Raw genomic sequence first — 20,527 nt, forward strand, 5'->3', positions numbered from 1 at the left:
TCCTGGAAGAGCCGGCCCGCAAGGGCCCGGGACACGCGAGGACGGTGGTGGGCGCGCATGGATCTGCGGCAGATGGAGGTCGCCGTCGCCGTGGCCGAGGAGGGCGGTTTCACCGCGGCGGCACGGCGTCTGCACGTGGTGCAGTCCGCCGTGTCCAGCACGGTGCGCGCCCTGGAGAAGGAGCTCGGCAGCCCGCTCTTCGACCGCACGACGCACCGCGTGTCGCTCACACCGGCCGGTGAGGCCTTCCTGCCCGCGGCGCGGACGGCGCTGCGCGCGGCGGCCGACGCACGGGCGGCGGTCGACGCGGTACGGGGCGAACTGCGGGGCCTGGTCACCGTCGGCACCATGCAGGGGGTCTGGGCCGAACTGCACCATGCCCTCGCCAGCCTCCGCAGGGACCATCCCGGCGTCAGCGTCCGCCTGCGGCAGGCGGCCGTGGCCGACATCCGGCAGGCCCTGCGGGAAGGGACCGTCGACCTGGCGGTCGTCGCGCTCGCCCGCCAGCAGCAGCGGGGCCTGGTGACCCGCCTGCTGCTGCGTGAGGAGATGCTGCTCGTCGCCTCGCCCGAGCGCGTCTTCGCCGAGACCGACGTGGTGTCGCACGCCGAGGTCTCCCGGCTGCCCTTCGTCGACTTCTCGCCGGGGTGGGCGGTCCGCTACGCCGTCGACCGCTCGTTCCGCGCCGCCGGCGTGGAACGCGGCACCGCGTACGAGGTGAACGACATCGTCGCCGCCTCCGAGCTGGTCCGCCACGACCTGGGCGTCAGCATCATGCCCGCGTCGATCGCGGCCCGCTTCCCCGGCCTGGCGCTGCGACGGTTCACCCATCACGTACCGGCCTGGAAGGTGATGGTGGTGCGGCCGCAGGGCGAGCCGACCCCGGCCGTGGAGGCCCTGCTGCGCCACATCACGCCCCTCGCGGTGGCGGAGACCGCGGAGCCGGCATGACGGGGGCGCGCCCCCGCCGGTGTCCGGTGGGGGCGCGTCGCGTCCGGTTCTTCAGTTCGCGGTGAGCGGCCGCGGCTGCCGGAGCTCGGTGACCCAGTAGGCCAGGGCGAGGAGCGGCAGGAGGGCACCCAGGGCGCTCACCGCCGTCCAGCCGGCGGCGTGGTAGGCGAGGGAGCCGAGCTGGGACCCCAGGGCGCCGCCGGTGAAGAAGATGGCGATGAAGGCGCTGTTGAGCCGGGCCCGCGCGTCGGGGTCCAGCTGGTAGACGGTGTGCTGGCCCAGGATCATCGTGGTCTGCACGGCCATGTCGATCAGGACCGCGGCCAGGGCGAGCAGGACGATGTGGTGCCCGCCGAAGCCCGCCACGGCGAAGCCCACCGCGGCCGTGCCGAACGCGGCCGCCGTCATGGGGCGCACCAGCTTGCGGTCGGCCCAGTGCCCGGCCAGCGGGGCCACGGCGGCACCGGCGGCCCCGACGAGCGCGAAGAGGGCGACGCCGATGGGGGAGTAGTGGAAGCGGGGCCCGGTCAGCACGAAGGAGACGGTGGTCCAGAAGGCGCTGAACCCACCGAACATCGCCGCCTGGTACAGACCCCGGCGCCGCAGCGCGGGGTGCGTGCGGACCAGCCGCGCCGTCGACCGCAGGACCTGGCCGTACGGCATGGAGATCGTCGGGGCGTGCTGCGGCAGGGCCACGCGCAGGGCCACGGCGAGCAGCGCCATCAGCACGGCCGAGCCCAGGTAGACGTAGCGCCAGCCGGCGACGTCGGAGACCAGGCTGCTGAGGGTGCGCGACAGAAGGATGCCGGTGAGCAGCCCGCTCATGACGCGGCCGACGACCCGGCCCCGCGCGTGGTCGGGGGCCAGGCTCGCGGCGAACGGGACGAGGATCTGCGCGACCACGGAGGTGGCACCGCTCACCAGGGACGCGATCAGCAGTACGGGGAAAGTCGTGGCCACACCGGCCACGGCCAGGGCCACGGTGGTGACGGCCAGCAGCACGGTGATGAGCCGGCGCTTCTCCAGCCGGTCGCCCAGCGGCACCAGGAAGAGCATGCCGATCACGTAACCGACCTGTGTGACGGTGATCAGCGCACCGGCGGCGGTCGTACTGAGGTGGAAGACCCGGCTCAGCGAGGAGAGCAGCGGCTGGGCGTAGTAGAGGTTGGCGACCGTCATGCCGGTGGCGACGGCGAGGAGCGCGACCAGCCAGCCCGGAACGCCGGGTGCCTCCTTGCCGGGCGCGGACTGGCGCGTGGCCTTCTGAGCGGATGTTGCGAACACGGACGCTGTCTCTCCTCGGGTGCGGAACCGCTTCGTGCGGTTCGGATGGGGCTCCCGTCCGGGCGGGACCGTTCGACGCTGCCCGCCCTTCCAGGTGGTCCAGCGTCGGGGAGGCGCGGACGCTTCCCATGTCTCGGAGATGAATGATGATGTCAGTTATCTCCATCAGGGATGACCGTGGACTGGGCTCCGTCCGCCGGGCCCCGGGGTCAGGGCGTCGGGGGAGGTCGCGGCCCGCTTCTGCGCGGAATCGCGGCCATCGCCACGACACGCAGAGTGACGGCTACGCGACGATCCGTGAGGCTCCGCGGCGAGTTCGGTGGTCCCGGTGCCGGTGTGCGCGACGACGCCCGGTCGGCCGGGCGGCGAGGGCGGAGGGCAACCCCCCTGACAGGCAAAGGACTTGGCGCGCGGGTGGGTGTGGGAGTCCCGGAGTGCGACGGACGCGACGGGTGTGCGGGCTCCCTGGATGCACGCTCAGTGATCAACTGACTACGGAGAGTGGGAAATGTGGCGACATCCCTGGTCTCCGGGCCGCACTTTGCCCCCACCTGCCTATCTTTTGACTCCGCGACCCCCTCGTGTCACGGTCATATCTGGGCGTTTTTCGTGGCTTTGGCCACATTGGTCACGTCTGTAACGGCGGGACCACGTCTTCGGACGAGGCGCCCACGTCGTACCGGTCACCACGTACGGCCGGTGCGACAGCGGTCGCCCCACGCGGACCGCGATCCGACGTTCCCGTCTCGAAGGGGAATCCAATGCGCGCGAACATCACTGCTCGTCGAGTCGCCGCGGCCGCCCTGGCGGCACCGCTTCTCGCACTCGCCGGCGCCGGCGCCGCCAACGCCGCCACCCCGCAGGTCACCCACGCCTCCGTGACGTCCGCCCACTTCGGTGGCGGCGGATGGGGCGGCGGATGGGGTGGCGGCTGGGGCCGCGGCTGGGGCGGCTACGGCGGTTACCGCGGCTTCGGTGGCTACGGAGGCTATGGCGGCTTCGGTGGCTACGGCTTCGGAGGCTACGGGGGTTACGGCGGCTTCGGCGGCTTCGGTGGCTACGGCTTCCGGTGATCGCTGAGCAGCACCCGGCCCGTGCCCGGACCTCCAGGTCCGGGCACGGGCTGCCCCGTCTCAGCCGGCGGCTCGGGCCGACGCCCCGGGGCGCGTGACGGCCTGACGGGGCGTCAGTGGTCCGTCACCGTCCGTGCAGACCACGACGGTCTCCACCGGTGCGCCGCATTCGCCGTGCAGGACCTCCAGGGGCGGTCCGTCGGGATCCGCGGTGTAGCGGTCGCCCCACTGCTTGAGGGCGATCATCGCGGGCCACAGGTCCCAGCCCTTTCGGGTCAGCCGGTACTCGTGCCGGGTGCGGCTGCCCGGCTCGCGGTACGGGACCGTGTCGAGGAGCCCGGCGGCGACGAGCTTGCGCAGCCGGTCGGCGAGCACCGCCTCGGACAGTCCCATGTGCCGGCGGAAGTCGTCGAAGCGGCGTACGCCGTTCATCGCCTCGCGCAGCACCAGGAGCGACCATTTCTCGCCGATCAGATCGAGGGTGCGTTGCACCGTGCAGTTCTCGGTGCTGGTCTCCAGCCAGGTCATGCCGGCCATCGTAGGCTGGCTTCGCCATTGACAGCCAGATGTGCGACCCTCTAACTTCGGATGGCGAAGTCAGCTGGAGAGAGGGCGGCAATGACCCGGTCACGTACGTTCGAGTGGAAGGACCCGAGCGTCTCCGCGGCCGCCGTCGGGCAGCGCAGCGGACTGGACTTCCTCCACGACATCGTGGCCGGACGCCTGCCCGCCCCGCCCATCGCCGCGACGCTCGGATTCACGCTGGAGCAGGTCGAGTTCGGCGGTGCCGTCTTCACCATGGAACCGGGGGAGGAGCACTACAACCCGATCGGCAGCGTCCACGGCGGTGTCTACGCCACGCTCCTCGACTCGGCCGCCGGCTGCGCCGTGCAGTCCGTCCTGCCCGCGGGCATGGGTTACACCTCGCTCGACCTGAGCCTGAAGTTCCTGCGTCCGATGAACGTGGACACCGGCAAGGTGCGCGCCGTCGGCAGTGTCCTCAACCAGGGCCGCCGTACCGCCCTCGCCCAGGCCGAACTGTTCGACGCCCAGGACCGGTTGCTCGCCCATGCGACGAGCAGCTGCATGCTCTTCCCGTTGCCGCCGCGCGGCTAGCGCTGCACGGCCCCGGGAGGCCGACGCCCGGGCGGGCCACGCGGGCCCCGCGGGGCCCGCCCGGTCAGGACAGGGTCACGGTAACGGCCCGCCGGGCGGGCCCGGGTGACGAGGTCGAAGGCTGTGGTGGTGGTGTCGAGCCAGAGCACGCGCCCTCCGCTGCCGGCCACCGCGTTCGTCTGCTGACCCGGGCTGCACGAGACACGTCCGAGAGCGACGCCCCGGGAGGTGTCAGGCCCAACGGACCACCCGGACGCCGGTGACACCGAGCAACCCGTGCAGCGGGACACGCGCGGAGTCCTGGAGCGGGTCGACGGTGAGGCGGTCGCGCCGGGCGATGTCGAGGAGCCGTTCGGCCAGCGGCATCACCATGTGGCGCCCCCAGCAGCGTTCGTTGGCGTGACCGAACGGCAGGTAGCCGGGGTGGTCGTCCGGGTCGATGCCGTTCCAGCGCTCGGGGCGGAACGCGTCGGGGTCGTCCCACAGCGCCGGGTCGCGGTGGGTGAGCAGCGGCAGCATGAGCACGTCGTCGTGGGTCCCGATCCGGTCGTCCAGGGCGTGGAACTCCGGGGAGGCCACGCGCAGCAGATTCCAGGACACGGGCAGCAATCGCAGCGTTTCGTGGATGATGTGACGATTCGGGACGTCGTCGTCGAAGGGCGCCCCGAGCCAGAGCGCACCGGTCACGAGCGCGGCGACGGTGAAGCACACGGGCGCGGCCGCGCGCCGGTACAGGCCCATCGCGTGCCGGCGCTCCTGGTAGGTGCCCGCCTCGACCAGCAACTCCCCGAGGTGCGACACCCCCGTGCCCGGCCGAGGGCGCAGGCGGAGCGCGGCGCCCGCCGCGATCACGGACCAGGTGAGCCGGGGCGTCAGCTCCAGGCGCCGGTCCACCATGGCCTTGAGCCGGTGCGGATCGGCGCCGAAGACCAGATCCCGCAGGTGGGCGTGGACGACGTGCGGCCACTCCCCGGTCAGGTCGACGCCCTCTGCGACAGGGCGGGTCAGCGCGCTCTTGACGTCCCGGGAGACGGCGCGCATGACGGCCGATGATTCCGGACGTGAAATGACGCGGCCCTGCAGTGGTTTGAATGTCGGCCGCTCGAATGCGTTGGCGGGCCGACAGCGCAGTATTGCGTCGATCAGTTCGGGATCGGCAACTCCCACCGTGTCCTGGTCCAGTCGGAAGAGGCCGGCGCCGCGGTGTTCGCGCAGAAGGGCGTCGATGCGAGGGGTGAAGACGGTGAGACGATTACCCGTGGCGACCGAAGGGGGGCGGCGCATTTCGGCATTCTCCCTCTGCGAAATGGGGGGCGCGTCGAATCGGCCGTGCCCGGCGGCCGTCAGGGCGCGCCGGGCACAGCGGGACTTCAACAGCGGTTGTCGTCGGACCAGGGGCCGCGGCTCAGTACCAGATGTACCAGGCGTACGACTTCAGGCTCTTCTCGGCCTTGAACTTCCTTGTGATCGAGCGCATGACCTTCACGGCACATCTCCCATCGGGAAAGGGGGATTTCGCTGGACGGGTAATTGCGGCGCGCCCGGGCCGAATGTGAAGAGGCAGGTCCGGGCCTTCCGCTTGGCGCCATTCAAAAGTGCTCCGACTGAAGGATTCATGTCAATGTGACGTAAATCACTCGGTGCTGGGGGCATCTTGTGTTTCGGGTCGCGTGCACCCCGATTGTCCGGAGCGGCCATGCTTCGCGCGCTTCATCGGTGGTATCTCGCACAAACATGCCGTGGGAAAAGGATTTCCCAAAAAAGGCAGGTGTCGGGTGAGCGGGCGTGTGCAATCCCGCCATTGAGCGGCCGGTTTCGTGAGGTTGTCTTGTGCGTGCGCCTTTCGGCCCTCTAATCTCCGCACGTTCCGCGGCGTGCGCCTTCGCGCCACTGGCCGGCCACCGATCCTCCAACTCCCGGGAGCCCTGGGTGAACTGGGTGAACACGAAGAGGGGCGGCGCCCGAACGGACGCCGCCCCGGGACCCGGTCGGGTCAGTGCCGGCCCGTCTCCGGGACCACCTGGATCGTGTCACCGACCGCGCGCTCGCCGGTCGCGTCGGAGGTGACGTTGACGAGGGCGCCCTTGACGGTCATGGCGGTGGAGCCGCCGCCGTCGAGGTTCAGGGCCTGGACCGCGCCGAGCGACCGCATGAAGCGGGCGGCCTCGCCGAGCGTGAAGCCCTCGCTGACGCCGGGCTGACGTCCGTCGACGGTGGCGAGCAGCAGACGGCCGTGCCGGTCGATGCCCGCGAGGGTGCGCGGCTGGCGGACGTTGGACCAGGCGAAGCCGAAGGACAGGTCCAGCGGGTCGAGCGTGCCCTCGGTGGCGGCGTCGATGTGGACGCGGCCGTTCTCGACGAGGGTCGGAGCCGCGCTGACGATGCTGTCGTCGGGACCGAGCCGCACCGCGCGCCCGGAGGAGTCCCGGACGACCTCGCGCAGCGACAGCCGCACGCCCGTGTGCGCGTGGCCGGTCAGCCACTCCGCCGCGGCGCCGGTGCCCTGGAGGACGGAACCGTGCTCCGGCACCACGCCGCCGCGCTCGCCCGTGGAGACGACGACGCCGCGCCGGTCCAGGACCACCTGGGTGCCCGCGCCCGTGGGAAGCGCGGCCCGGAAGGCCGAGGTGAACTTCACCAGGTCGTCCGCGAGCGTGCAGGTCGTGTCGTGCCGGGGCTGGGCGATGGGAACGGCGCCCGGACGCCCGCAGTTGCGAAGCTTGCCCGGGACGCGGTTGATGCCCTGCACCGCGTAGGTCGCGCTGCCGGCCCGTACCGTCACGGTGGTGGACAGGTCGGCGATACGCGGCCGCCGTCCCCCGTTGCCGAGGATCAGCGCGGCGCGCGAACCGACGGCCATGGACTCCAGCTGTCCGTTCACGGCGGACAGGCCCGCCATGGTGCCCTGCACGCCGTCCGCGTCCGAGGTGATGAAGAAGCCGCCGTTGACGCCGATCAGCGAACCGAGCCGGGCGGCCACCGTGGAGGTCTTCTCCCGGTCGGCCGTGTTGCCGCCGTCGCTGGCCGCGATCGTCGCGCGCAGGTGCTTCGGGTCGAGAACGGCGACGTGGATGCGCTCCCCGTCGGCCGCCTGACGGCCGTCGTAGCCGGTCCACTCGACGGAGGTCCGGAAACCGGCGGCCGCCAGCGCGGTGCCGGCGGGCGCCGCCTCTGCCTGGGTGGCGTACCGGCCGACGCGGACCTGCCAGCCCATCGTGCCGTGCGGGGTGTCGGCGTAGTCGTCCCACGCCACACGCTCCAGCCGGGGCTCGAAGCCCGCGTCCCGCAGTCGCGCGGCGGTGGCGTCGGCCCAGGCGCGGTCCCCGAGCGGGGCCCACGTGGCGGCTCCGGTGAGGCGGTTGACGGCGGGCGCCTGCACGGTGGCCGTCCACTCACCGGCGGCGTCGGCGTCCCGGAGGACTCCGGTGCGGAGCTGGACGCCGGGGGCCACAGTCTGCGTCGTCCAGGCGATTCCGTGCGGGGCGGACGCGGTGGACGGGGTGGATGACGCCCCGGCCGTCGCGGGCGGGACCAGGGCCACCAGAGCGAGGGCGGCGCCCAGCGCGGCCACTCTCCACGTGTCCTGCCGTACCCGGCTCGTGCGGCGGCGCGCCCTCTCGGCTGTCACGGACATACCTCTCCTGACGTACGGTCCTTCGTGGCGCCGGTCGTCCCGGCACCGTGATCGACCGCCATTCCAGTCCCGCGCGGAGACACGCACGTCAAGGGCCAAGGGCCCCTGGGGGAACCTTCGGTGACAAGCGTCGGCGGTTGCCCGGCGCCCACGCCCGGTGACAGCCCGTCAGTTGCGCTGCTGTGCCGCAGTTCCGGGCCGGACCCGCCGAGTCCTTGTGGGGCCCGCCGCCTCGGGGTGAAAGTTTTTTGACCATCCAGTCCGGAAGGTCTATTGTGTACGAGGCGGTCCATAACGGTCGGGCGAACGAAAGGCGCATGCGGTGACCACTCCGGAAAGCCATCGATCGCACCCCGGCGTCAAGGCCACCGGCCGCACCTTCACCACCCACCTTCGCCACGCACGTCCCCGGGCGACCGCTTCCTCCGGGACCGAGTCCCACGACCGCCGGTGTCCATTCCCTCGTGTGTCTTCAATTGCGGGCGGCGACCGCTCCCCGCAAGACATCGGTGAGCGACAACGCCAAAGAGGGGAAGTGCAGCCGTCCGGCCGCGGGGCAGGGCGCATTGCCCTGCGCCGGAAAGCCGGGTGCCGGGGCTGCCGCACCGGCCCTCGCGGGCAGCCCACCTGCGATGTCGGCGTCCCGCGGGACCGTGGGACGCCCTTGCGAGATGCGTCACATCGAGCGGATGGTAACGATTTCCCAGGCAAGGGATCCGGCACGATCTGTTGTGATCACCTCACAGTGAGGCGTACTAATCTGTCATCCGGCGTGCGGGTGTCCGTCCGCTGTGGCTTTACCCGCCACGACGGATATCAGGAACGCCGGAACGTGCCGTATCAGAAGCCGCCGGCCGGCCGAGGACGAGAGGACACCGGGAGTCAATGACGCACACCCCCCGGGACATTGAGGCCACGGCAGCGGCCCTCAGGGACGAGGCGGAGCGGCTCCAGACCCAGAAGCAGGGTCTCGAGCGAGAGTTGGCGGCCGTCTCGGCACACCTGTGCTCCGTGCACAAGGCTCTGGACGCCCTCCGGAAGCTCCTGCCGCCCACCGCCCTCGACGCCGCCACGATCGGGCGCCCCCGGACCGGTTACCCGTCGTCGCTCGTCAGCGGGTACACCGACCTCACGGCCGTGACCGCGTCCGTGCCGGTGCCGAGCGTGTCCGACGCGGAAGCCGCTGAGCCGGGCGTGGAGGGCGACGACGCCCACCCGGCCGTGCAACCGGGTTACGGCAGGCTCACCGAGCAGATCCTGCAGTACCTGGCCACCACCGACGGCGCCGAGGTCCGCGCCCGCGATGTCGCCGCCGCCCTCGGCCGGGACGCCAACGCGGGCAGCATCAACGCCGTCCGCAGCACCCTCGACCGGCTGGTCGGCGCCTCCCGCGCCCAGCGCGCCGGCCGCGGCCTCTACCGCGCCGCCATCTGACGCCATCGCCGCCCGCCGCGCGGAGGACACACTGCCGGAGAGGCGTGTGAAGGTGTGCGCCGCGCGCTCCGCGATTCCCGTGGGACGGAGATCGCGTACCCGAATACGCCGTGCCTCCGGATACCGGCGGTGCGGCGTCCGGCGCGGGTGACCCCCGGTGGGCGTGGCGGAACGGCATACGGGCCCCCGGTACCCACGGTGCACCGGGGGCTCCGCCGGGCCGACGCCCAGCCGGCAGATGCGGCGACGCCGAGCACCGTGTCCACCAGGGCGTGTTCCCTCCGCCGCCTCCGGTCAGCGGCGGGCCGGGTACGCACGCGGGAGCACGGAACGGCCGTGTCCGCGGTGAGCGGGACCACCGCGGGTCGGCGCCGTCAACCGCACCGTGCGGTCCGGCCGCCTGTCGACGGACGGGCCGGCGCAGCACTCCGGGCGGCCTTGGCGCACTCCTGAACGGGAAGTGCCGGCACACGGGTCGGTGCACCGCGCGGGCCGCCGGCCGGGACCGGCCGCATCAGCGGACGACCAGGGCGTCCGGGCCCGCCGGAACCAGTTCGCCGATGACCGGGGCGCCCGGCACCTCACCGGCGACCAGGAGGCCGCCGGAGGTCTGCGCGTCGGCGAGGAGGAGCCGAGTGAGCTCGTCGGTGCCGCCGAACTCGGTGTGCGGGGCGACCCACGCGAGGTTGCGGCGGGTGCCGCCGCTGATGTGGCCCGCGCGGGCGGCGTCCCACGCGCCGTCGAGGAGGGGGACGGCGGAGGGGTCGAGCACCGCCGTCACGTGGGAGGCGCGCGCCAGTTTGTACAGGTGCCCGAGGAGGCCGAATCCGGTGACGTCGGTCGCGCAGACCGCGCCCGCCGCCAACGCGGCCTCCGAGGCGGCCCGGTTGAGCGTCGCCATGGTCTCGACGGCCTGGGGGAAGACCTCGCCGGTCGTCTTGTGGCGGTTGTTGAGCACGCCCAGACCCAGCGGCTTGGTGAGCGACAGCGGCGTCCCCGGCCGCCCGGCGTCGTTGCGCAGCAGGCGGGCGGGGTCGGCGGTGCCGGTCACCGCCATGCCGTACTTGGGCTCCGGGTCGTCGACGCTGTGGCCGCCCGCCACGAAGCAGCCCGCCTGCGTCGCGATGTCCAGGCCGCCGCGGAGCACTTCCCCGGCCAGGTCGAACGGCAGCACCTCGCGGGGCCAGCACAGGAGGTTGACGGCCACAAGGGGCGTGCCGCCCATGGCGTACACGTCGGACAGCGCGTTGGCGGCGGCGATGCGGCCCCAGTCGTAGGGGTCGTCCACGACCGGTGTGAAGAAGTCCGCGGTGGCGACCACCGCGGGCGAGCCGGGAGCGCCGGGCAGCCGGACGACGGCGGCGTCGTCGCCGCTGTCGAGCCCGACGAGCAGGCTGGACGCACCGCCGTTCGCCCCCGCCCCGGCGGTCAGCCCGGCCACGATCTCCTCCAGCTCGCCAGGAGGGATCTTGCACGCGCAGCCGCCTCCGTGGGCGTACTGCGTCAGCCGCACGCTGTCCTGGCGGACGTCGGTTCCCGTCATCGGTGGGTCGGTCCTTTCGTGAGGGCGCCGTGTGGCGCGTTGACAGGCCCGAGGGCCGGGGGGTTCGATGGGCGAGCGGCCGGAACGACGCCGTCATGACGGTGCTGACGGCACGTCAGGGAGACGTAAGGGTGCCTGGTGGCCCTCCCGGTCTTCAAAACCGAGGTGTTCGAGCAACTCGGGCAGGCGGGTTCGATTCCCGTCCGTCTCCGCCGTCGCGTCCCACCCGGGCGCCTCACTCCGCACGCGGGCCCGCCGCGCGGCAGCGCCGGAGCGCCCCGTCCAGCCGCACGGTGCGCCCGTGCCGGTCGAGGTACTCCAGCAGCGGGATGGCGACTCGCCGGGTGGTGTCCAGGGCGCGGCGCGCCTGACTCGCGGTGAACGGCTGCTCCAGCCGCGCCAGGACCTCCACCGCCCGCGCGTCCGCGCCCGGCAGCAGCACGATGCCGTCACCGATCCGCAGCAGGGCCCCCGCGGCCTCGGCCGCCGCGAGCAGCTTCGGGGTCAGCCCGAGTTCGGCCAGCCGGTCCGCGTCGGGAGCGTGGAACGGCGTACGCGCCAGGTCGGCGCGCACCGTGTCCACGGCGGCCGCCACGGCGGGCGGAAGCGCGGGGCGGTCACGGCTGCCGAAGAGCCGCCCGTCGCGGTGGCGCAGCCCGGGTTCGGCCGTCAGCAGCGCCTCGACCAGGCAGCGGTCCGGCAGGCCGAGCGCCTGACGGGCCGCCTCCAGGGGCATGCCCGGCTCAAGGGGGTGGCGTTCCGCGTGCTCGTCGACGGCCCGGCGCAGCCGCTCCCGCAGGTCGTCCCAGTGGGCCGGGTCGGCCAGCCAGTCCCCGGCCACCGGGCCGGCCGGCGGGAGCACCCCCATGGCCAGCAGTTCCGAGCGCCGCACCAGGCCGCGGCGGCGCAGTTCCGCCGCCCCGTCGGCGGGCCCGGCCGCCGACCGCAGGTCCGCCGCCCGGGCCGCCGCCGCGCCCCGCCGGGTCAGGCGCGGAGGGCGGACGTCGAGGACGGTGATCCCCGCGGCCACGCGATGGCGTCCGGGGTCCCGAAGCAGCGCGATGTCGGCGACGCGCAGCGGCAGCGGGGCGGCCAGCCGCAGCCGGGCGGTGTCGCCGCCCAGCGGACGGACCGTCACCGGGACCGCGGCCGAGCCCGTGTGCAGCGTGAGCTCGCGGGGCAGGTCCCCGGCGGCGTCCCCGCGCAGCCGCACGTCCACCTGATCGGACGGCAGCCAGCGGTCCGGGGTGAGCAGCGCGTCGCCGCGGCGCAGGTCGTCCGACCCGGCACCGGTCACATTGACCGCGACCCGCGCGACCGCGCCGACCTCCTCCCGGGGCTCCTTGAGGGACTCCAGGCCGCGCACCCGCACGGGCCTTCCGCCGCGCGCGAGGTGGAGACGATCGCCGACCCTGACGGTGCCCGCCCCGAGCGTGCCGGTGACCACGGTGCCGCGGCCCCGCACGGTGAACGCCCGGTCGACCCACAGCCGCACGTCGGCGATGCGATCAGGGGCCGGCAGGGCGTGCGCCAGCCCGGCCAGGGCCGTCCGCAACTCCTCAAGGCCCCGGCCGCTCACCGGACTTACGGCCACGCAGGGCACGTCGCCGAGCGAGGACTCCGCGATCCTGGCCAGGGCCTGTTCCCGTGCCGCGTCGGGGTCGGCGAGGTCGCAGCGGGAGACGGCGAGGACGCCGTGCCGCACCCCGAGGGCGTCCAGGACGGACAAGTGCTCCTCGGACTGCGGCTGCCACCCCTGGTCGGCGGCCACCACGAAGAGCACGGCGGGCACGGGACCGACCCCCGCCAGCATGTTGCCCACCAGGCGTTCGTGGCCGGGGACGTCCACGAAGGCGATGTCCCCGGCGTCCGGCAGCCGCGTCCACACGAACCCCAGATCCAGGGTCATGCCGCGCCGCCGCTCCTCCGCCCAGCGGTCGGGCTCCATCCCCGTCAGAGCGCGCAGCAGCGCGGACTTGCCGTGGTCGACGTGGCCCGCGGTGGCGACGACGTGCATCCTCAGGTCTCCCCGTCCCCGTCCGGCCGGGGCCCGGCGCGGCCCACGACGGCCGCCAGCACCCCGTCGGCGTCCTCCGGGAGCGCCCGCAGGTCCAGCAGGCACCTGCCGTCCTCGACGCGGGCCATCACCGCGGGGTCGGCCCGCCGCAGCAGGGCCGCGTACGCGGCGGGCAGGGAAACGGCGGCACTCGGCAGCGTGACCCCCGGCGCCCCGCCGCCGCCGACCACCGCCTCGGTGTCCACCGCTCCGCTGTCGAAGCCCTGCGCGCGCAACCGCGCCGCCAGCCGTTCGGCGCGCTGCCGCAGCCGTGCGGGGTCCGCGTGCAGCGCCGTACGGGTCGGCGTGGCGGGCCCGAGGACCGTCGCCTCCAGGGCCGCCAGGGTCAGCTTGTCCACGCGCAGCGCGCGGGCCAGCGGATGGCGCGCCATCCGCTCCACCAGCCCGGCACGGCCGAGCACCAGTCCGCACTGCGGGCCGCCCAGCAGTTTGTCGCCGCTGGCGGTGACGACGGACGCGCCCGCGCGCAGCCAACTCGTCGCGTCGGGCTCCTCGGGCAGCAGCGGTTCCGGGGCGAGGAGGCCGGAGCCGATGTCGGCCACCACGGGCACACCGAGCCGGGCCAGTTCGGCGACCGGTACCTCGCGCGTGAAGCCCGTGATCCGGAAGTTGGAGGGGTGCACCTTCAGGACGAAGCCGGTGTCCGGTCCCACAGCCGCGGCGTAGTCGGCCGGCGTGGTGCGGTTGGTGGTGCCGACCTCCCGCAACCGGGCGCCGGTGGAGACGAGCAGGTCGGGCAGGCGGAAGCCGTCGCCGATCTCCACGAGTTCGCCGCGGCTGACGACGATCTCCCGGCCCTGGGCCAGCGCGGTCGCGGCCAGCGCAAGCGCCGCCGCGCCGTTGTTGACCACGTGGGCGGCCTCCGCGTCCGGCACGTGCCGCAACAGGGCCTCCAGCGCGGACCGCCCCCTCCGGGAGCGTCCGCCGGTGGCCAGGTCCAGCTCCACGTCCGTGGTCCCGGCCGCGGCCATGACGGCGTCGCGGGCGGCGGCCGACAGCGGGGCCCGGCCCAGGTTGGTGTGCAGCAGCACCCCGGTGGCGTTGAGCACCGGTCGCAGCCCGGCCGCGGTGGCCGGCAGCGCGGCCACCACGTGCTCGGCGACCTCCGCGACGGGCACCTCGCCCGCCCGCGCCCGCTCCTGGACCTGTACGACCACGTCCTTCACCAGGCCCCGTCCCAGCCGCTCCGCCGCCGCGGCGAGCCGGGGGTCCGCCAACAGCGCGTCGGTGCGCGGCAGTCGGCGCCGCTCGTCGGGCGGCGCGGTGGAGGCGTGATCGCGGTCCATCCCATGCACCTTCGCTCTGGCCCTGCTGAAGCCCCGTCAGGTTACGGCGGTCACGACCCGGGGCGCCCGCGCCACACCGGGGAACGCCGAGTCGTGCCGCGGTCCGGCCCGCGTCCGGCTCACGGCCGGCGGGTGGTCGGTTGGCGCTGCGAGCTCGCCGTTGCGGCGGTCCGCCGGATGGAACCCGGCTCCATGCCCTGGCCGCCGGTGTCTCCGCACGGCTGGGGGAACGTGGGCCGGGCCGGGGCGGCGGCCAGGTGCCGGGCGCTTGGGCGCTTCTCGGCATGGACGACAGGCGGTGGCGCATCGTGTCCGCGGCGATCGCGTCCGGCTCACGGGCCGGCGGGTGGTCGGGGGAGGCGCTGCGGGCACGCCATCGCGGCGGCCCGCCGGACGGGACCCGGCGTCTTCGCGCGGCGGATGATCGGGCTGATCGCGGTGCCGGTCGACGGCGTCCGCACGGCTGGGGGAAGGCGTGCGGGCCGGGGCCGCGCACCAGTGCCGGGCGTGACACTGACGACGAGCGATCACGCCCGCTCGGACGCACTTCAGCGACATCGTCACGGCGTACGCCGCTTCCCGCCCGAGCCGAGCACCCGTGCCGCCGCACTGCACCGGGCGACGGTAGGCGCCTCCCTCCCCGCGGCCGACGCGCGTGGCGCAAGCCGCACGGGGGAGCCCCGGCTCACTCCGTGTCGCGGCCTTCGCGTCGCGCGTCGAGACGCTCGCGCTGCGGCTTCACCACGTAGGCGGGGTCCTTCGTGGACGTCACGCCCGCCTCGAAGGTGCCGAAGCGCTGCAGGGCGCTGCCGGCGAGCAGCGCCAGTCCGCCCACGGCGGCCGCCGCGCGGCTGCGGCGGGCGAGGGTCAGCGCGGTGAGCGCGCCGCCCACCGTGAGGTACTCGGACGCCTTGCGCAGCCGGTGCGGACGGCCGGTGGTGTAGGCCCCCGTCACGAAGCCCGGCCGCCGGTCGATCAGCCGGGACGCGACGACCTCGGCCGCCGCGCCGACCACGGCGAGTCGCCGGGCGGGGCCCGCCTCCGCCACCGGTGCGACGAGCATGCCGAGGCCGCCGCCGCTGGCCGCGGCTGAGCCGGTGAACACGAACGGCAGTTCCTGGCGGGCGCCGTGCCAGGCCGGTACGGCCGTCTGGGAGAGCAGTGCCGCCGTGTACGACGCGACACCGGGAGCGAAGAGCGCCGCGGACAGGCCGGCCGGGCGCGCCGCCCTCCGCAGCAGCCGGCCGGGCAGGGTGGCGCGCACCGAGGCGGGCAGTACCTCGGCGACGGCCGCCAGCGCGCTGCCGGGACCGTAGGCGACCAGGACCCAGGTGCCCACCGACATGGGGGAGGTGGGCTTGGCGACCCGCAGCATGTGGTGGAAGCGCTCGGGCCGCCCGAGGTCCGCGATCAGCAGGTACATGCTGACGAGCAGCGCGCCGAAGCCACCGATGCGGCTCGCCCGGCGCAGTTCGGGGCGTCCCGTCAGATCGGCGCCGGCCCCGATGAGGGCGGCACCGGCCGACAGCCCGCCGGTGAAGAGGTATGCCGGGATCTTCCATTCCCACACCGGCGGCTTCAGCACCGGCCGCCCGTAGTAGGAGCGGAAGTCGGCGCGCGGCACCATGGGCTGCTCGCGGCTCCCGTCGTCGTCGCGTCCCCGGCCCCGGCCTCCGCCCCGGCCTCCACCGTGGCCGTCGCCGTGGCCGTCGCCATGGGGCCCGCGTTCGCCGCGAGGGGTCGTTCCGTCGCCGCTCATCGCCGCCCCCCGCGCAGGAAGACCGCGGCCGAGGCGACCAGCATCGCCGAGGCGGCCGCGCCCACGTACTTCCACGTCGACACCAGGTCACGGGTGGGCACGACCGGGTCGGGCGGGAACCCGTAGACCTCCGGGTCGTCCAGAAGCAGGAAGAACGCGCCGTCGCCGCCCACGTCGTCGTCGGGGTCGCGGCCGTACAGCTGGGCCTCGGCCACCCCGGCCTCGTGCAGATCGGCCAGCCGACGGTCGGCGCGCTCACGCAGTTCGTCCAGCGGGCCGAACTGGATGGAGTCCGTCGGACAGGCCTTGGCGCAGGCCGGTTCCAGGCCGTCGCGCAGCCGGTCGTAGCACATGGTGCACTTCCAGGCACGTCCGTCGTCCGGCCGCCGGTCGATGACGCCGTAGGGGCATCCGGACACGCAGTAGCCGCAGCCGTTGCAGATGTCGGGCTGGACCACGACGGTTCCGAACTCGGTGCGGAACAGGGCCCCGGTGGGGCAGACGTCCAGGCACCCGGCGTGCGTGCAGTGCTTGCACACGTCGGAGGACATCAGCCACCGGAACTGCGTGCGGTTCTCGACGCCGGTGCCGGACCCGGGCAGGTCGAAGGACGGGAAACCCAGGTCCACGGGTGCCGTGCCGAGGTCGCCGCCGCCGCGCTTGGCGACCTCCAGGGCGTCGGCCACCACTTCGGTCGTGCCGTCGATGCCGCTGGGGCCGACGGGAAGTCCCGACAGGCCGGCGTCCTGTTGCCCGAGCGGTCGCTGCTGCTCGATGAACGCGACGTGCCGCCACGAACTGGCGCCCAGCATCCCGGTGTTGTCGAACGACATGCCCAGCAGGTCGATGCCGTCCTCGGGAACGGCGTTCCACTCCTTGCAGGCCACCTCGCAGGCCTTGCAGCCGATGCACACGGACGTGTCGGTGAAGAAGCCGACGCGGGGCGGGTGGTCGCGGTGGCCGGCGTCGCCGGCGGGGTCCTCGAGCGGTCCGTACAGGCTCTGCTCGTGCGTCATGACGGCTCCTCCGGCGGATCCGGTTCGGTGTGCGCCCGCAAGGTGTGGCCGCCCGCTGTCGCTATGCGGGTGCCGGTCTCCGTGGTGATGCCGGCCCGGCGGCGGTAGCCGGCCACGTAGTCGAGCAGGGCGGGGCCCCTCGGCCGGCGTCCGGGCCGCACGTCGCAGGTCAGCACCTTGCTCTCCTGGATGAACACGTTCGGGTCGCACACCACGCCGATCAGGTCGTTGACCACGTCGCCCGTGGTGAGCCCCGTCGAACCCCAGTGGTAGGGCATCCAGACCTGGTGGACGACGCGTCCGTCGAGGCGCAGGGGTGCCATCCGGTCGGTGACGACCACGCGGGCGTCGACCGCGGTCCGGCTGGTGATCACGTGGGCCCAGTCCAGGTGCCGCAGGCCGCGTTCCGCCGCGAGCTCCGGCGACACCTCCACGAACAGCTCGGGCTGGAGCTCGGCCAGGTAGGGCAGTTGCCGGCTCATGGCGCCGGCGGTGTGGTGCTCGGTCAGCCGCGCCGCGGTGAACACGTAGGGGAACACCGCGCTGTGGGCCTCGGGGGGCGCCGGGTTGGACGGATTGTCCGGGCGGCCGTAGACCTTGCGGACCGGGTTGCCCTGCTGGCCGTAGAGCAGATTGCGCATGGGTGACTCGTGCGGCTCGTAGTGGGTGGGGAGCGGACCGTCCGCCAGCCCCGCCGGGGCGAACAGCCAGGCCTTTCCGTCGCGCATCATGATGAACGCGTCGCTGCCGCCGAGTGCCGCGGGGCCCGACGCCCCCTCGGGAGGCCGGTAGTCCGGCGGCTTGTTCTTCTCGAAGTCCGGTGTGTCGTTGCCGGTCCACTCGCCGGCCTCCTCGTCCCACCAGACCAGCTTCTTGCGTTCGCTCCAGGGCCGTCCCTGCGGGTCGGCCGAGGCGCGGTTGTACAGCACGCGGCGGTTCAACGGCCAGGTCCAGCCCCACTCCGGGTCGTACGGTCCGGTCTCGGTGTGCGGCGTGCGGCGCCGGGCCTGGTTGGTCTCGCCCGCGTACACGCCGCTGTAGATCCAGCAGCCGCACGCGGTGCTGCCGTCCGCCCTGAGGTCGAGGTAGCTGTCGACCGTGCGGCCGGTGCTCAGGTCGATGCCGTTGATGTGGCGCAGCACGTCCGAGGGGGACGGCTCGTCGCCCTCCGTCTCGTAGTCCCACGCCAGATCGAGGATCGGGCGGTCGCGCTCGTCGGTCGAGCCCGCCAGCCGCTCCTTCAGCCGCACGCCGAGCTGGTGGAAGAACCACAGTTCGGAGCGCTGGTCCCCGGAAGGATCCACCGCTTGGTCGCGCCACTGGAGCATGCGCTGCGTCTGGGTGAAGGTGCCGGCCTTCTCCACGTGCGACGCGGCGGGGAAGAAGAACACCTCCGTGCGGCACTGGTCGGTGACGATCTCACCGGTCTCGATCTCCGGCGCGTCCTTCCAGAACGTGGCGCTCTCGATCATGGTGATGTCGCGGACGACCAGCCAGTCCAGGTTCGCCATGCCCAGGCGTTGCAGGCGGCCGTGGGCGGAGCCGACCGCCGGGTTCTGGCCGAGCAGGAAGTAACCGAAGATCTTGTTCCCGTCGACCATGTCCATGGCGGTGCGGTAGGTGCCGTGGTCGCCGTTGACGCGTGGCATGTAGTCGAAGCAGTAGTCGTTCTCCGCCGTCGCCGCGTCGCCCCAGTACTCCTTCAGCAGCGACACCATGTAGGCGTCGGCGTCGCCCCAGAACCCCTTCTGGTGCCGGCCGCGGACCCCGTCCAGGTAGTCGGACAGGGTCTCGTGCGCGACATCGGGCATCGGCAGGTAGCCGGGCAGCAGGTTGAACAGGGTGGGTACGTCCGTCGAGCCCTGGATGCTCGCGTGACCGCGCAGTGCGTAGATCCCCGCACCGGGACGGCCGATGTTGCCCAGCAGGAGCTGGACGATGGATCCGGCCCGGATGAACTGGGCGCCGACGGAGTGCTGGGTCCAGCCGACGCTGTAGACCAGCGCGGTGGTGCGCTCCCGGCCGGAGTTCTCCGTCCATGCCCGGCACACGTCCAGGAACAGGTCCCGGGGCACTCCGCAGATCCGCTCCACCATCTCCGGGGTGTAGCGGGAGAAGTGCCGCTTGAGCACCTGGAACACGCACCGCGGATGCTCCAGGGTGGGGTCGGCCGCGATCTCCCCGGGCGCGGGCTCCACGAACGGCCCCTTGGCGCCGAGCTGGTAGGGCTCGGAGGTCTCCTTCGCGTGGCAGCCCGGCCGCTGTTGCGTCCGCACGCTCTCGTACGACCAGCTCGACGCGTCGTAGGCGGCGGTGTGCGGGTCGTAGCCGCTGAACAGCCCGTCCAGGTCCTCGGTGTCCTGGTAGCGCTCGTTCAGCAGGAACGGGGCGTTGGTGTACGCCGTCACGTACTCCCGGAACTCCAGGTTGTTGGAGAGGATGTAGTTGACCACGGCGCCGAGGAACGCGATGTCCGTGCCGGCGCGCACCGTGACGTGCTGGTCGGCGTGCGCGCTGGTCCGGGTGAACCGCGGGTCGATGTGGATCACCCGGGCTCCGCGGGCCTTGGCCTCGGTCACCCACTGGAAGCCGACCGGATGGGCCTCGGCCATGTTCGAGCCCATGATGACGATGCAGTCGGTGTTGACCAGGTCCTGCAGGTAGTCGGTGGCACCGCCGCGTCCGAGCGAGGCTCCCAGACCGGGAACCGTGGCGGAGTGTCAAATACGCGCCTGGTTCTCGATCTGCAAGGCGCCCATGGCGGTGAACAGCTTCTTGATGAGGTAGTTCTCCTCGTTGTCCAGCGTGGCGCCGCCGAGGCTCGCCAGGCCCATGGTCCGGCGCAGCTTCCTGCCCTGCTCGTCGGTGTCCTGCCAGCCCCGGCGCCGGGCGTCCAGGATCCGGTCGGTGACCATGTCCATGGCCGTGTCCAGGTCCAGCTCCTGCCAGGCGGCGCCGTAGGGCGGCCGGTAGAGCACGCGCTGCTCACGGTGCGGGCCGGTGACGAGCTGCTTGCTCGCGGACCCCTTCGGGCACAGCCTGCCGCGCGAGATCGGGCTGTCGGGGTTGCCCTCGATCTGGACGACCTTCTCGTCCTTGACGTACACGCGCTGCGCGCAGCCGACCGCGCAGTAGGGGCACACCGAGTCGACCACGCGGTCCGCGCTCCCGGTACGCGACCCGAGTCCGGCCGAGCGCTTCGAGCGGGTCGCCGTACCGCGTCCCAGCGGGTCCGTCCCGGTGAGCTGGCGGTACACCGGCCAGGCCGAGATCCACGTCTTCACGCCCATCCGCCTGCTCCTTCGTGCGGTGGCCCTGCGTCCTTCCGACGCTACCGGCCGGGAGGACGCCCGC

At 73.3% G+C, this 20,527-nt stretch carries 15 protein-coding genes and 1 tRNA gene; 5 read left to right on the forward strand and 11 right to left on the reverse strand.

Features of this window, described 5'->3' with window-relative positions:
- The first annotated feature begins 57 nt into the window (after positions 1-57).
- A complete protein-coding gene (locus ACIP98_RS18455) occupies positions 58-951 on the forward strand; it encodes a LysR family transcriptional regulator (protein ID WP_319659418.1) in 894 nt (297 codons plus the stop codon).
- A 51-nt stretch (positions 952-1,002) separates the two neighbouring features.
- On the opposite strand, the gene ACIP98_RS18460 is transcribed toward ACIP98_RS18455, so the two are convergent.
- Positions 1,003-2,235, reverse strand: coding sequence for an MFS transporter (locus tag ACIP98_RS18460; RefSeq protein WP_401976863.1), 1,233 nt, complete (start codon positions 2,233-2,235; stop codon positions 1,003-1,005).
- Positions 2,236-2,996: 761 nt separating this feature from the next.
- Between ACIP98_RS18460 and ACIP98_RS18465 the strand changes: the two genes are divergently transcribed.
- Entirely contained in the window at positions 2,997-3,308 is a 312-nt protein-coding gene (locus ACIP98_RS18465) for a hypothetical protein (RefSeq protein ID WP_319659416.1), read from the forward strand.
- Positions 3,309-3,368: 60 nt separating this feature from the next.
- On the opposite strand, the gene ACIP98_RS18470 is transcribed toward ACIP98_RS18465, so the two are convergent.
- Positions 3,369-3,836, reverse strand: a complete 468-nt coding sequence (locus ACIP98_RS18470; RefSeq protein WP_401976864.1) for a winged helix-turn-helix transcriptional regulator — start codon at positions 3,834-3,836, stop codon at positions 3,369-3,371.
- 90 nt (positions 3,837-3,926) lie between these two features.
- On the opposite strand from ACIP98_RS18470, the gene ACIP98_RS18475 reads away from it, so the two are divergent.
- Positions 3,927-4,424 carry a PaaI family thioesterase gene (locus ACIP98_RS18475; protein WP_319659414.1) on the forward strand — a complete coding sequence of 166 codons (498 nt, stop codon included), beginning with the start codon at positions 3,927-3,929 and terminating at the stop codon, positions 4,422-4,424.
- 231 nt (positions 4,425-4,655) lie between these two features.
- Here the strand turns inward: ACIP98_RS18475 and ACIP98_RS18480 are convergent, their stop codons facing one another.
- The 3 genes from ACIP98_RS18480 to ACIP98_RS18490 form a co-directional block, all read right to left on the reverse strand.
- Positions 4,656-5,708 carry a cytochrome P450 gene (locus ACIP98_RS18480; protein ID WP_319659413.1) on the reverse strand — a complete coding sequence of 351 codons (1,053 nt, stop codon included), beginning with the start codon at positions 5,706-5,708 and terminating at the stop codon, positions 4,656-4,658.
- A 121-nt stretch (positions 5,709-5,829) separates the two neighbouring features.
- On the reverse strand, positions 5,830-5,901 hold the full coding sequence (locus ACIP98_RS18485) for a tryptorubin family RiPP precursor (protein WP_401976997.1): 72 nt from the start codon (positions 5,899-5,901) through the stop codon (positions 5,830-5,832).
- Positions 5,902-6,417: 516 nt separating this feature from the next.
- The gene (locus ACIP98_RS18490) at positions 6,418-8,058 is read right to left on the reverse strand and encodes a phosphodiester glycosidase family protein (protein WP_401976866.1); all 1,641 of its coding nucleotides are present in this window, start codon (positions 8,056-8,058) and stop codon (positions 6,418-6,420) included.
- Positions 8,059-8,943: 885 nt separating this feature from the next.
- Between ACIP98_RS18490 and ACIP98_RS18495 the strand changes: the two genes are divergently transcribed.
- Positions 8,944-9,492 (forward strand): hypothetical protein, encoded by a 549-nt coding sequence (locus tag ACIP98_RS18495; protein WP_319659411.1) that lies wholly within the window; start codon positions 8,944-8,946, stop codon positions 9,490-9,492.
- A gap of 514 nt (positions 9,493-10,006) precedes the next feature.
- Here the strand turns inward: ACIP98_RS18495 and selD are convergent.
- A complete protein-coding gene (gene selD, locus ACIP98_RS18500; RefSeq protein WP_401976868.1) occupies positions 10,007-11,035 on the reverse strand; it encodes a selenide, water dikinase SelD in 1,029 nt (342 codons plus the stop codon).
- A gap of 119 nt (positions 11,036-11,154) precedes the next feature.
- Here selD and ACIP98_RS18505 point away from each other — a divergent pair.
- A tRNA-Sec gene (locus tag ACIP98_RS18505) sits at positions 11,155-11,247 on the forward strand.
- A gap of 23 nt (positions 11,248-11,270) precedes the next feature.
- Here ACIP98_RS18505 and selB read toward each other — a convergent pair.
- From selB to fdh, 5 genes are all read right to left on the reverse strand, one after another.
- Positions 11,271-13,052 carry a selenocysteine-specific translation elongation factor gene (selB, locus tag ACIP98_RS18510; protein ID WP_401976869.1) on the reverse strand — a complete coding sequence of 594 codons (1,782 nt, stop codon included), beginning with the start codon at positions 13,050-13,052 and terminating at the stop codon, positions 11,271-11,273.
- 2 nt (positions 13,053-13,054) lie between these two features.
- A complete protein-coding gene (selA, locus tag ACIP98_RS18515) occupies positions 13,055-14,398 on the reverse strand; it encodes an L-seryl-tRNA(Sec) selenium transferase (RefSeq protein ID WP_319659408.1) in 1,344 nt (447 codons plus the stop codon).
- Between the two features lie 685 nt (positions 14,399-15,083).
- Entirely contained in the window at positions 15,084-16,157 is a 1,074-nt protein-coding gene (gene nrfD, locus ACIP98_RS18520; RefSeq protein ID WP_401976871.1) for an NrfD/PsrC family molybdoenzyme membrane anchor subunit, read from the reverse strand.
- The gene (locus tag ACIP98_RS18525) at positions 16,154-17,173 is read right to left on the reverse strand and encodes a 4Fe-4S dicluster domain-containing protein (RefSeq protein WP_401976873.1); all 1,020 of its coding nucleotides are present in this window, start codon (positions 17,171-17,173) and stop codon (positions 16,154-16,156) included. Before ACIP98_RS18525 ends, nrfD begins: the two co-directional genes overlap by 4 nt.
- Positions 17,170-20,463 (reverse strand): formate dehydrogenase, encoded by a 3,294-nt coding sequence (fdh, locus tag ACIP98_RS18530; RefSeq protein WP_401976875.1) that lies wholly within the window; start codon positions 20,461-20,463, stop codon positions 17,170-17,172. Before fdh ends, ACIP98_RS18525 begins: the two co-directional genes overlap by 4 nt.
- Between the last annotated feature and the right edge of the window lie 64 nt (positions 20,464-20,527).

Origin of the sequence: Streptomyces sp. NPDC088354, from assembly GCF_044753585.1 — a bacterium.
Lineage (GTDB): Bacteria > Actinomycetota > Actinomycetes > Streptomycetales > Streptomycetaceae > Actinacidiphila.

Bases quoted from the DNA above. Each gene is read 5' to 3' on its own strand.
- ACIP98_RS18455 (WP_319659418.1), top strand. From the start codon at position 58: ATGGATCTGCGGCAGATGGAGGTCGCCGTCGCCGTGGCCGAGGAGGGC.
- ACIP98_RS18465 (WP_319659416.1), top strand. From the start codon at position 2,997: ATGCGCGCGAACATCACTGCTCGTCGAGTCGCCGCGGCCGCCCTGGCG.
- ACIP98_RS18470 (WP_401976864.1), bottom strand. From the start codon at position 3,836: ATGACCTGGCTGGAGACCAGCACCGAGAACTGCACGGTGCAACGCACC.
- ACIP98_RS18475 (WP_319659414.1), top strand. From the start codon at position 3,927: ATGACCCGGTCACGTACGTTCGAGTGGAAGGACCCGAGCGTCTCCGCG.
- ACIP98_RS18480 (WP_319659413.1), bottom strand. From the start codon at position 5,708: ATGCGCCGCCCCCCTTCGGTCGCCACGGGTAATCGTCTCACCGTCTTC.
- ACIP98_RS18490 (WP_401976866.1), bottom strand. From the start codon at position 8,058: ATGTCCGTGACAGCCGAGAGGGCGCGCCGCCGCACGAGCCGGGTACGG.
- ACIP98_RS18495 (WP_319659411.1), top strand. From the start codon at position 8,944: ATGACGCACACCCCCCGGGACATTGAGGCCACGGCAGCGGCCCTCAGG.
- selD (WP_401976868.1), bottom strand. From the start codon at position 11,035: ATGACGGGAACCGACGTCCGCCAGGACAGCGTGCGGCTGACGCAGTAC.
- selB (WP_401976869.1), bottom strand. From the start codon at position 13,052: ATGCACGTCGTCGCCACCGCGGGCCACGTCGACCACGGCAAGTCCGCG.
- selA (WP_319659408.1), bottom strand. From the start codon at position 14,398: ATGGACCGCGATCACGCCTCCACCGCGCCGCCCGACGAGCGGCGCCGA.
- nrfD (WP_401976871.1), bottom strand. From the start codon at position 16,157: ATGAGCGGCGACGGAACGACCCCTCGCGGCGAACGCGGGCCCCATGGC.
- ACIP98_RS18525 (WP_401976873.1), bottom strand. From the start codon at position 17,173: ATGACGCACGAGCAGAGCCTGTACGGACCGCTCGAGGACCCCGCCGGC.